At 64.1% G+C, this 11,876-nt stretch carries 9 protein-coding genes; 7 read left to right on the forward strand and 2 right to left on the reverse strand.

Translation table 11 applies throughout. From position 1 onward, the window contains the following. Positions 1–54: 54 nt before the first annotated feature. The 5 genes from P9250_RS25400 to P9250_RS25420 all read left to right on the forward strand — a co-directional run bounded on the left by P9250_RS25400 (position 55) and on the right by P9250_RS25420 (position 4,062). Complete coding sequence (locus tag P9250_RS25400) at positions 55–1,665, forward strand: protein adenylyltransferase SelO (protein WP_409014943.1); 1,611 nt, start codon at positions 55–57, stop codon at positions 1,663–1,665. Positions 1,666–1,727: 62 nt separating this feature from the next. After that, the gene (msrB, locus tag P9250_RS25405; protein WP_244827911.1) at positions 1,728–2,159 is read left to right on the forward strand and encodes a peptide-methionine (R)-S-oxide reductase MsrB; all 432 of its coding nucleotides are present in this window, start codon (positions 1,728–1,730) and stop codon (positions 2,157–2,159) included. A gap of 134 nt (positions 2,160–2,293) precedes the next feature. Further along, positions 2,294–2,830 (forward strand): septation protein A, encoded by a 537-nt coding sequence (locus P9250_RS25410; RefSeq protein ID WP_244827912.1) that lies wholly within the window; start codon positions 2,294–2,296, stop codon positions 2,828–2,830. Further along, positions 2,827–3,141 carry a BolA family protein gene (locus P9250_RS25415; protein ID WP_310395829.1) on the forward strand — a complete coding sequence of 105 codons (315 nt, stop codon included), beginning with the start codon at positions 2,827–2,829 and terminating at the stop codon, positions 3,139–3,141. Before P9250_RS25410 ends, P9250_RS25415 begins: the two co-directional genes overlap by 4 nt. Positions 3,142–3,279: 138 nt before the next feature. Continuing rightward, positions 3,280–4,062, forward strand: coding sequence for a peptidylprolyl isomerase (locus tag P9250_RS25420; RefSeq protein WP_244827914.1), 783 nt, complete (start codon positions 3,280–3,282; stop codon positions 4,060–4,062). Between the two features lie 141 nt (positions 4,063–4,203). On the opposite strand, the gene purL is transcribed toward P9250_RS25420, so the two are convergent. Further along, positions 4,204–8,241, reverse strand: coding sequence for a phosphoribosylformylglycinamidine synthase (gene purL / locus P9250_RS25425; protein ID WP_310395831.1), 4,038 nt, complete (start codon positions 8,239–8,241; stop codon positions 4,204–4,206). 287 nt (positions 8,242–8,528) lie between these two features. Beyond that, the gene (locus P9250_RS25430; protein WP_250464833.1) at positions 8,529–8,669 is read right to left on the reverse strand and encodes a hypothetical protein; all 141 of its coding nucleotides are present in this window, start codon (positions 8,667–8,669) and stop codon (positions 8,529–8,531) included. Between P9250_RS25430 and P9250_RS25435 the strand changes: the two genes are divergently transcribed. Together P9250_RS25435 and P9250_RS25440 are read left to right on the forward strand one after the other, a co-directional pair. Further along, positions 8,668–9,957, forward strand: coding sequence for an FAD-dependent oxidoreductase (locus P9250_RS25435; RefSeq protein ID WP_310395833.1), 1,290 nt, complete (start codon positions 8,668–8,670; stop codon positions 9,955–9,957). The two genes, P9250_RS25430 and P9250_RS25435, sit on opposite strands and share 2 nt — an antisense overlap. Before the next feature lie 193 nt (positions 9,958–10,150). Further along, entirely contained in the window at positions 10,151–11,719 is a 1,569-nt protein-coding gene (locus P9250_RS25440) for an NAD(P)H-hydrate dehydratase (RefSeq protein ID WP_310395836.1), read from the forward strand. Positions 11,720–11,876: the final 157 nt, after the last annotated feature.

Consider the following 11,876-nt stretch of genomic DNA (forward strand, 5'->3'; position numbering starts at 1 on the left):
CTGCAGGCCCGCGGGCGCGGATTTACAATATCGTTTAACCAAAAGGCGCTCAATATGTCGTTTTCCCCAAGCAATGCCGTGCGTGCAGCGTCCGGCGAGAAGGCTTCCGGCGCTGATTCCATGGACGCCATCGCCGCCGCGATCAAGGTTGGCCAGCCCGGCTCGTTCGCGGCGCTCGGGGCCGCGTTTCTGACGCGCCTTCCCGCCACGCCGGTGCCCGATCCTTATCTCGTCGCGATCTCGCGCGAAACGGCGGACATGCTCGGCATCGATCCGGATGTCGCGGAAGGCAGCGAGCAAAAGCGCTTTGCCGAATACTTCGCCGGCAATCCCACGCGCGAATGGCCCGCCGGCGAACTGCCTTACGCAGCGGTCTATTCGGGGCATCAGTTCGGCGTGTGGGCAGGTCAATTGGGCGATGGCCGCGCACTTACACTCGGCGAGATCGAGCCAGACGCCGATCGGGACCATGACGGCACACGCTTCGAACTTCAGCTGAAGGGCGCGGGCCGCACACCGTATTCCCGCATGGGCGATGGCCGCGCCGTGTTGCGTTCGTCGATCCGCGAATTCCTGTGCTCCGAAGCCATGCACCATCTGGGCATTCCCACGACGCGCGCGCTCGCCATCGTCGGCTCCGATATGCCGGTGCGGCGCGAGAGCATGGAAACAGCGGCGATCGTCACGCGCGTCGCGCCGAGCTTCGTGCGCTTCGGGCATTTCGAACACTTCTATTCGAACGACCGCGTCGACGATCTCAAAGCGCTTGCCGATCACGTGATCGAGCGCTTCTATCCGCATTGCCGCGATGCCGACGATCCCTACCTTGCGCTCCTAGACGAAGCCGTGCGCAGTACCGCCGATCTGATGGCGGAGTGGCAAGCCGTCGGCTTCTGTCACGGCGTGATGAACACCGACAACATGTCCATTCTCGGTCTCACGATCGACTACGGCCCGTTCGGTTTCATGGATGGCTTCAACGCGCATCACATTTGCAACCACACGGACACGCAAGGGCGCTATTCGTACAGCCGTCAGCCGCAGGTCGGCTATTGGAACCTGTTTTGTCTGGCGCAGGCGCTGGTTCCGCTCGTCGGCGCGAACCTGCCGGAAGAAGGCCGTGCGCAACGCGTGGTCGAGGAAGCGCAGAAGGTTCTCGAACGCTACAAGGCGCGCTTCGGCCCTGTGTTCGAAGCGAAGATGCGCGCCAAGCTCGGCCTCGAAATCGCGCGCGAAGGCGATGACAAACTCGCCAACGGTCTCCTCGAAATCATGCACGCGAACCGCGCGGACTTCACGCTCACGTTCCGGAACTTGTCGAAGCTCGCGAAATCCGATACCTCGAACGATTCGCCCGTGCGCGACCTCTTTCTCGACCGCGCCGCTTTCGACGCGTGGGCGGTGCAGTATCGCGAACGTCTCGCGCACGAAACGCGCGACGATACGGATCGCGCGGCCGCGATGAATCGTGTGAATCCGAAGTACGTGCTGCGTAATCACCTGGCCGAACAGGCGATTCGCCAGGCGAGCGAAAAGGATTACACCGAAGTGGCGCGGCTTCTCGACGTGCTGCGCCGTCCCTACGACGAACAACCCGAATACGAAGCCTACGCCGGCCTGCCGCCCGACTGGGCGAGCGATCTGGAAGTGAGTTGTTCTTCTTAGGATCGCCCCAAAATAGCTGGCCTGATCCGTTTTTCCGACTTTCGGCCGATAAAAGGAATGATATGAGCAGAGACGACACCACCGACAACACTGGCGCCACGGCGTATCCGCTGCAAAAGGACGATGCGGCGTATCGCAGCGAACTCAACGACATGCAGTATCAGGTCACGCGCCACGCGGCGACCGAGCGCCCGTTCTCCGGCGAATACTGGGACCACTTCGAGCGCGGCGTGTATGACTGCGTGTGTTGCGGCACGCCGCTTTTCGAATCCGCGACCAAGTTCGACGCGGGCTGCGGCTGGCCCAGCTACTTCAAGCCGATCAACGGCGAAGTGATCGAAGAGAAGACCGACCGCTCGCACGGCATGCTGCGCATCGAAGTGCAGTGCAAGAACTGCGGCGCGCATCTCGGCCACGTCTTCGAAGACGGCCCGGCGCCCACCGGTTTGCGGTATTGCATCAACTCGGCTGCGCTACAATTCGAATCCAAGTAAGCGCGGGCGGGTTGTGGCGGGCTAATCAATAAGCCCGTGCATAATTTTCTGCCGCATGGAACGCCCGCTTCTCGAGAGCGGGCGTTCGTTTCGCGCGCCGCAGCCTGCTCGCTGCCCACCTCATCGCCACGCCAATGAAATTTCTGTTCGATCTGTTTCCGATCATCCTGTTTTTCGTCGCATTCAAGATCTGGGGCATCTATACGGCAACTGCCGTGGCCATCGCGGCGACGCTCGTGCAGATTGCGTGGGTGGCGTTCCGCCATCGCAAGGTCGATCCAATGCTGTGGGTGAGTCTCGGCGTGGTCGTGGTGTTCGGCGGCGCGACGCTCGTGCTGCACAACGATACCTTCATCAAATGGAAGCCCACCGCGCTTTACTGGCTCTTCGCCGTGGCGCTGATCGTCGCGCAACTCGGCTTCAAAAAGAACCTCATCGAAGCGATGATGGGCAAGCAGATCGTCCTGCCGCATCGCGTGTGGGGACAATTGAACGTGGCGTGGGCGGTGTTTTTCGCGCTGCTCGGTATCGTCAATCTCGTGGTGGCGTTTCACTTCACCACGGACCAATGGGTCAACTTCAAGCTCTTCGGCGCGACGGGGTGTCTCGTGGCGTTTATCGTCGCGCAAAGTTTCTGGCTCGCCAAATACATGAAGGAGGATGGTCAATGAACGCTTCCTTCGATTTTCCGAACGCGAGCGCGGCCGAGAAGATCGCGCATCTCGAAGCGCGCCTCGAAGCGGCGCTCGAACCGCAAACCGTGCATATCGAAGACGACAGCGCGGCGCATGCCGGGCATGCCGGCGCGGCTTCGGGCAGTCATTACACGGTCACGGTCATCGCCGAATGCTTCGCGGGCCGCGCGCGAGTGGCGCGGCATCGACTGGTGTATGATGCGCTGGCCGCGGAAATGCAGCATGGCGTGCATGCACTGGCCATCCGGGCTTATACGCCGCAAGAGTTCGCAGAACAATTCGAATAGACTCCGCGCGGGCTTTGGCGCCTGATTGCCGCGCTTTTGCCTCGCCTCTCCCGCGTGTCGAATCACTCAGCTTCTTCCAGATCAACCTCTCAATCAAGCGCCTTTCGAGATCGCTCGTTGCTCAGTTAGGAACCTCCGATGACTTTGAAAAAAACCCGCGTCTGGGTCTTGCTGGCTGCGTTCGCCGCGGCTCCCGCGTTTGCGCAGAACATCGCCGTCGTCAATGGCACGCCGATTCCCACGTCGCGCGCCGATGCGCTCGTGAAGCAACTCGTCCAGCAGGGTCAGCAGGATTCGCCGCAATTGCAACAGGCGGTGCGCGAGGAACTCATCAACCGCGAAATCCTGATGCAGGAAGCATCGCGCGAAGGCCTGCCAATGCGTCCCGACGTGAAGGCGCAGATCGCGGTCGCGCAACAGACGGTCGTGCTGCGCGCGATGATCGAAGACTTCGTCAAGAAGAACACGCCGACCGACGCCGAGATCCAGGCGCGCTACGAGCAACTCGTGAAGCAGACGGGCGGCGGCAAGGAACTGCATCTGCATCACATCCTGGTAGAAAGCGAAGCGCAGGCGAAGGACTTGATCGCGAAGATCAAGGGCGGCGCGAGCTTCGAGGATTTGGCGAAGCAATACTCGAAGGACCCGGGATCGGGCAAGAACGGCGGCGATCTGGACTGGTCCGCGCCGCAAGCCTACGTGCCGGAATTCGGCGCCGCCGCCGAGAAGCTCAAGAAGGGTGAAGTAACGCCGCAGCCGGTGAAGACGCAATTCGGCTGGCACATCATCCGTCTGGACGATACCCGCGACGTCGCCCCGCCGCCGCTGGAACAAGTGAAGGCGCAGATCGCGCAGCAGATTCAGCAGGAGAAGCTGCAGGCGTTCGAGGAAGGGTTGCGGAAGAAGGCAGTGGTGAAATAAGCACGCTGATCGCCCTTCGTCGCTGTCGGACAAAGCCGCCTTCGGGCGGCTTTGTCGTTTTCGGTGCGTGTCTGCAATCGGCAAAAAAACACCCCGAAAAACCACTTCGGGGTGCTCTCATCCCACCAATACGATCCATCCTCACCCCATGAACCGCCGCGCGTTCTGAAACACGCGCAGCCACGGACTGCCGTCAGTGGTCCAGTCATCCGGTGTCCAGCTCATCTGCACATTGCGATGCACGCGCTCCATATGCGGCATCAGAACGGTGAAGCGGCCGTCGGGCGTCGTGACCGACGTGATGCCTTGCGGCGAGCCGTTCGGGTTGAACGGATACTGCTCCGTCGCGCGGCCGTGATGATCGACGAAACGCATGGCGACGAGTGCCTTCGCGGCATCGCCCTGTTGCGAGAAATCGGCGAAACCTTCACCGTGCGCGACCGCAACCGGAATGCGCGAGCCTTCCATGCCGCTAAAGAAGATCGACGGCGAACTCTCCACTTCCACGAGCGAGAAGCGCGCTTCGAACTGCTCGGACTTGTTGCGCGTGAACTTGGGCCACGCCTCGGCGCCGGGGATGATGGACGCCAGGTTCGACATCATCTGGCAGCCGTTGCAGATGCCGAGCGCGAAGGTATCGGCGCGGCTAAAGAAGGCGGCGAACATATCGGAAAGACGCGGGTTGAAGCGAATGGTCTTGGCCCAGCCTTCGCCCGCACCCAGCACGTCGCCATACGAGAAGCCGCCGCACGCCACCGCGCCCGCGAAGTCGGCGAGTGTCGCGCGGCCTTCGAGCAGATCGCTCATATGTACGTCATGCGCATCGAAGCCCGCGCGGTCGAATGCATACGCGGTTTCGAGATGCGAGTTCACGCCCTGCTCGCGCAGGATCGCCACGCGCGGACGCGTGTTCGTCGCGATGAACGGCGCGGCGACGTCTTCCGCCGGATCGAAGGTCAACACGGGCGACAAGCCGGGATCGCCGGCATCGAGCAATGCGTCGTATTCGGCGTCGGCACAAGCGGGGTTGTCGCGCAGACGCGCGATGCGCCAGCTCACCTCGCTCCATGCGCGCTGCAACTCGGTACGCGGCGCATCGAAAATCTTCTTCGCGTCGCGATAGATCTCGACCGTGTCGCGCTCGTTCGGCTTGCCGATGACATGCGCGCACGCCGACAAACCATGCCCGCGCAACGCGCCGAGCACGGCATCGCGATCCGCCGCGCGCACTTGCACCACCGCGCCGAGTTCTTCCGTGAACAGCGCGCGGATCGTGCGGTCGTCGCGCCGGCCGCTCGTCTGCTTGGTCCAGTCTTTCGCGTCGCCGTAATCGGATTCGTGGTCGGCATCGAGTGTCAGCATGTCGACGTTGAGCGACACGCCCACGTGCCCCGCGAACGCCATCTCGCAGACCGTCGCCCACAGGCCGCCGTCCGAGCGGTCGTGATAGGCAAGCAGCTTGCCGTCGGCGTTGAGCGCCTGAATGGACGCGAAGAAGCGCTTGAGGTCTTCGGGATCGTCGACGTCGGGCACGGCATCGCCCACTTGCTGCGTCACTTGCGCGAGGATGCTGCCGCCCATGCGATTGCGCCCGCGCCCCAGATCGATGGCGATCAGCACCGTATCGGACTCCGCGACGAGTTGCGGCGTGAGTTGACGGCGCACGTCCTCGACCGGCGCGAACGCCGAGATGATGAGCGACACCGGCGACACCACTTCCCGTGAGCCGCCGCGTGCGTCCTGCCACTTGGTGCGCATCGACAGCGAATCCTTGCCGACCGGAATGCTGATGCCGAGCGCCGGGCACAGTTCCATGCCGATGGCCTTCACCGTGTCGTAGAGCGCCGCGTCTTCGCCCGCGCTGCCGCACGCGGCCATCCAGTTGGCGGAGAGCTTGAGCTTGCTCAACGATTCGATCGGCGCGGCAGCGATATTCGTCACTGCTTCGCCCACTGCCATGCGGCCGGATGCGGGTGCGTCGATGACGGCGAGCGGCGTGCGCTCGGCCATCGTCATGGCTTCGCCGCGATAGCCCGCGTAGTCCATGGTCGTGATGGCGCAATCGGCCACCGGCACTTGCCACGGGCCCACGAACTGGTCGCGCGCCGTCGTGCCGCCCACCGAACGGTCGCCGATGGTGATGAGAAACGACTTGCTCGCGACGGTCGGGTGCTTGAGCACATCGACGGCGACTTCCGAAAGCTGCAGGCCGGTGACATCGACCGGCGTGAAGCTCGGATGTTCGCGCGCAACGTCGCGATGCATTTTCGGCGGCTTGCCGAGCAGCACATCCATCGGCATGTCGACGGGTTCCTGACCTTCGTTTTCATCGTCGATGAGTTCGAGGTCGCGCTCGTCCGTCGCCACGCCAACCACTGCCACCGGGCAGCGTTCACGCTCGCAGATTGCCTCGAAGGCCGGCAGATCGGCGGGCGCGATGGCCAGCACATAGCGCTCTTGCGCTTCGTTCGACCAAATTTCGCGCGGCGACAGTCCGCTTTCCTCGAGTTGTACCTTGCGCAGTTCGAAGCGCGCACCCTTGCCCGCGCCATCGACGAGTTCGGGGAACGCATTCGAAATGCCGCCCGCGCCGACGTCGTGAATCGACAGAATGGGGTTGTGCTCGCCCAGTTGCCAGCACGAGTTGATGACTTCCTGCGCGCGGCGTTGAATTTCAGGATTGCCGCGCTGCACGGAATCGAAGTCCAGCTCGGCGGTGTTCGCGCCCGTGGCCATCGAACTCGCCGCGCCGCCGCCCATGCCGATGCGCATGCCCGGTCCGCCGATCTGGATCAGCAGCGTGCCCGCCGGCAGATCGTTCTTGTGCGTGTGCTGGTCCGAGATATTGCCGATGCCGCCCGCGATCATGATCGGCTTGTGATAGCCGCGCACGCGGCCCGCGACGTTCTGCTCGAAGGTGCGGAAATAGCCGCCCAGGTTCGGACGGCCGAATTCGTTGTTGAATGCCGCCGCGCCGATGGGGCCGTCAATCATGATCTGCAACGGCGACGCAATGCGATCCGGCCGGCCATACGCCTCATGCGTTTCCGACGGATTGCGCGAGACGAGCGGCGTGGCGGCATCGCGGGCGTTTTCCCACTTTTGACGCGCATCGGGCAAATCGAGGTTCGATACCGTGAAGCCCGCGAGACCGGCTTTCGGACGCGCGCCGCGACCGGTCGCGCCTTCGTCGCGGATTTCGCCGCCCGAGCCCGTTGCCGCGCCCGCGAACGGCGAGATCGCGGTCGGGTGATTATGCGTTTCGACCTTCATCAGCGTGTGCGTCAACTCGACCTTGCGCTGATACTGCTCGCTCTCGCCGCGCGGAAACCAGCGCTCCGCGACGCCGCCCGCCATGATCGCCGAGTTGTCCGAGTACGCGACGATCGTGCCTTCGTGATTCAGCTTCTCGGTGTTGCGGATCATGGCGAAGAGCGACAGATCCTGCTTCTCGCCGTCGATGGTCCATTCGCCGTTGAAAATCTTGTGGCGGCAATGTTCGCTGTTGGCCTGCGCGAACATCATCAGTTCGACGTCGGTCGGATTGCGGTTGAGGCTTTTGAAGGCATCGACGAGATAAACGATCTCGTCTTCCGCGAGCGCGAGGCCCAGTTCCGCGTTGGCCGCTTCGAGCGCCGAACGCCCGGCGCCGATGATATCGACCGTCTGCAAGGGCTTGGCGGGCAGTTCGTCGAAGAGATGCAGCGCCTGATCGCGCGAGGCCGCGACGCTTTCGGTCATGCGGTCGTGCAACGCGTGGGCAACGGCGGCGCGCGCTTCGTCCGACAGGGTTTTCTTGCCGCCGAGCAGACCGCTCTTCAGGACGACCGTGTATTCGACGCCGCGCTCGATACGCCGCACTTGCGTGAGGCCGCAATGATGTGCGATGTCGGTTGCCTTGCTCGCCCAAGGCGACACCGTGCCGAAACGCGGCACGACCAGAAACGTTTCGGCGTGTCCGCGTTCCTTGCCTTCTTCGAGCGGCGCACCGTAGTGCATCAGCGCGTGGATGCGGTTGCTGTCCTCATCGGAAAGCGGTTCGGCCGAATTCACGAAGTGCAGAAACTGGCCGCGCACGCCGACGATGTTCGCGTCGATGCGCGCGAGCGTCTCGAGGAGGCGGGTCTGACGGAAATCGGAGAGAGCCGAAGCGCCGGGGAAACACGAGAAGTGGGCCATTGTGACGGTGCGTCGATGACGTCTGTGTGCCGCTAGGTGCCGCGCTCGAAACGCCGGAAACGGCCACGAGCGTGGATGAGCGACGTGAGGCGAAAGGAAGACCGCGATTATACCCCGGATGCGTCTCAAATTCGGCCGGCCCGACCGGCGCCATTGCCCGTCGCGCGTGCGCATCCCGCCGCAAACGTGACGCATGGCTTATCCTGAAATCGATCCTGCAGTGTACGCAGTGCAGAAACGTTCGCGACGGACATGCTGCGATCTGGCACCTATGGTCCCGGCGCGGCTCATTTGGCGCTATCATGGCGCGCTTTCTTCGGGTGTGGCGAGTCTGCCGCGCCCGCCGTCTCATCGTCGACATGCGCGGCGCGCCCGAGCTTGCGGCGCGGTATGCGGCGCAAGTTCGCGCCTTCGGGCAAAAAAGTCATGGATGTCATCGTTATCGGCGGAGGAATCGCCGGCATCGCCACCGCTTACCAGTTGCATGCGGCCGGGCATCGCGTCTGCGTGGTCGAGCGCTACGCGACCGTCGCCCAAGGCGCCACATATGGCCAGGGCGGCGCGCTTCTGCCCTCTCCGCTCGACGTCTGGTTCGGACCGACCTTCATGTCGTCGAACCGCGCGAAGCAAAACGGCATGGTCGTGAAGACCGGCTTTCATAGCGCCGTGCGCGATTTTTTGAAACAACTCGCCATGCTGCGCGAGCCGGACGCGTTCGCGGCGCAATATGCGTTGCTGGAACCGCTCGTCGCGTTGTCGCGCCGTACCGTCGCGGAAATCGAGAGCGCACTGCAACTCGAATTCGAACAGCGGCGCGGCATGTTGCACGTGTTTCGTCACGCGCGCGAGCTGGAGGAAGCGCAACCGGCCATCGATCTGTTGCGGCAGTTCAAGGTGCCGCATTGCGTGCTGACGCCTGAGGAATGCGTCGCGGCGGAGCATTCGGTGCCCGAATATCCCGAATTCGCAGGCGGCGTTTTGCTGCCCGAGGAGCGCACGGCCAATTGCCCGCTCTTCACCAAGCAACTGAAGCAGCTGCTCGAAGACGGCGGCGTGCAGTTTCGCATGAATCGCACGGTGACGGCGCTGCGTCTGGACGATAAGCGCGCGGCCGTCGAACTCGCCGATCCGGACGCAAGCCGCAACAAGCGCAACGAAAATGTCGAGTTGATCACGGCGGACGCCGTCGTGGTCGCGGCGGGAGCCGAGACGCCCGCGCTCGTCAGGAAGTCCACGCCGTGGCTCTATCCGCTGCGCATGCATACGCTCACCGCGCCGATTGCGTACGAAGAGCGCGCGCCGCATCTGACGGTCGTCGATTCGATGAAGCGCATCACGATGACACGTGTGAACCAGCGTCTGCGCGTGGCGGGCGCGGGCGTGTTCCAGAGCGCGTCCAAGGCCGACAAGCCGCTCGATGCGAGCCTCGCGCGACGTGCGCTCGACGTGCTCGGTCAGGGCACGCACGACTGGATTCCGGGCGCGGGACGCGTCTCGGCCGCGCGTCCGTGGGAAGGCCTGCGCCTCTTTTCCGCCGATGGCCTGCCGGCAGTCGGCGCGACACGGCATCCGCGTGTGTTCGTCAACGCGGCGCATGGTCCGGCGGGCTGGGGGCTCGCGTGCGGGTCGGCGAAGGTGGTGGCGGACCTCCTGTCCGATGTGACGCCCGAGGTTCCGGAACAGACACTTGCGGCATTGAGTATCGAGCGGTTTTGAAGAGCGCGCGTCCGTGCTCTCGCGTGCTGCGGTGCTAGTGGCTGCGTCGGCTTGGCATTCGGTTTGTGCGAGCCGCGCGCGTCTTTGAGCGACTCACGAAACTTGCGATCCTGGTCGAGCCGAATCGCCACATGCTTCAGGCACGAACGGTGCGAATCGGCGCAATGTTCGCTGCACGCCTATCATCGTCGACATGACCGATCCCCGACCGCCCTACTTCACGCCCCGCGACGATGCCCTCGCGCTCCTGACGCTCACGGAGCTGCGTTCGCTCGAAGCGCGCGCCGCTGCCGCGCTGCCGCCTCACACGCTGATGGCCCGCGCAGGCGCCGCCGCCGCACAGCTTCTGCTCCATACGCGCGACTTTCATACGAAGAAGCCCGTCTGGATCGTCGCCGGCCCCGGCAACAACGGCGGCGATGCGCTCGTAATGGCCGAGCGGCTTCACCGCGCGGGCGTGACGGTGCGCGTTTGCATGCCGGTCGAGGTCAAGCCCGACGACGCCCGCTGGGCGCTCGAAGCGGCGCGTGCCGCAGGCGTGACGATCGACACCGCAGTCCCCGCATCGTTCGATGAATTCGGCTGGCTGGTCGACGGCATGTTCGGCATCGGCCTGACACGGGTGCTGGACGGCGTGTTCGCCGGCATCGCGACACGTCTGTCGCAAAGCGCGCGCGATGCCGACAGCCGCGACCATGGCCGAGTGCTCGCGCTCGATGTCCCGAGCGGTCTCGACAGCGACACCGGCGCACCCGTCGCGGGTGGCGCAAGTGTGCGCGCGAACGAGACGATCACGTTCATCGGCGCGAAGCCGGGCCATTTCACGGCGGAAGGCCGCGATCTGTGCGGCACGCTGCACGTCGCCACGCTCGACATCGAGCCGCCCGCCGCGCCTTCCATCGTGCTCAACGTGCCGGCCCTTTTCGCGGCCCACATGCCGCCGCGCGACAACGCGACCAACAAAGGCACGTTCGGCACGCTTGCCGTGATCGGCGGCGATACCGGCATGTGCGGCGCGCCCATCCTCGCCGCGCGCATGGCGCTCTACGGCGGCGCGGGCAAGGTCAACGTGGCGTTTCTAGGCGAAGGTGCGCCGTCCTACGATCCGCCGCATCCCGAACTGATGCTGCATCACGTCGACGACTTCGCGCTCGAAAAGATGGACGCAATTTCGATCGGCTGCGGCATGGGCAAGAGCGACCGCGCGAGAAAAGTGCTCGCCGATGTCCTGAAGCTCGACGCCGCCAAGCTGCTCGACGCCGATGCGCTCAATCTCGTCTCGAAGGACGACGCCCTCGCCGCAGAAGTCGCGGGACGCGGCGCCAAGGGCAATCCGTGCGTGCTCACGCCGCATCCGCTAGAAGCCGCGCGGCTCTTGCAAACCGATGCAAAGGCGGTTCAGGCGGACCGCATCGCGGCCGCGCGTCGGTTGGCAGCGCGTTACTCGGCGGTCATCGTGCTGAAAGGCTCGGGCACGGTCATCGCGTCGCCGGATGGCCGCGTCGCCATCAATCCGACCGGAAACGCAGGACTCGCCACCGGCGGCACCGGCGACGTGCTCGGCGGATTGATCGGAGCATTGCTCGCCCAAAAGTTGCCTGCGTATGAGGCGGCGCTGGCAGGCGTGTACTTCCACGGCCAGGCTGCCGAGCATCTGGCGAGCGAAGGCACCGGGCCTGCGGGACTGACGGCGGGCGAACTTGCGCCTGCCGTGCGCAGTCTCATCAATCGGCGCTTCTATCAACGGCAGCAGCGCGCCTGATTTGTCCGAGGCTTGCACGGCGCCGCGATGACGCCTTGCAAGCATTCGTTCATGCATCGTCGCTATACTGCCTCTTGCTTCTTACATTCGAGCATCCGCGGCACCGCTGGTCGCGTTCACGAACTGACTGACGCCACCCGCTAAGCCGCCTTTGCAC

The organism is Caballeronia sp. LP006 (genome assembly GCF_031450995.1).
In the GTDB taxonomy this organism is placed as follows: Bacteria; Pseudomonadota; Gammaproteobacteria; order Burkholderiales; family Burkholderiaceae; genus Caballeronia.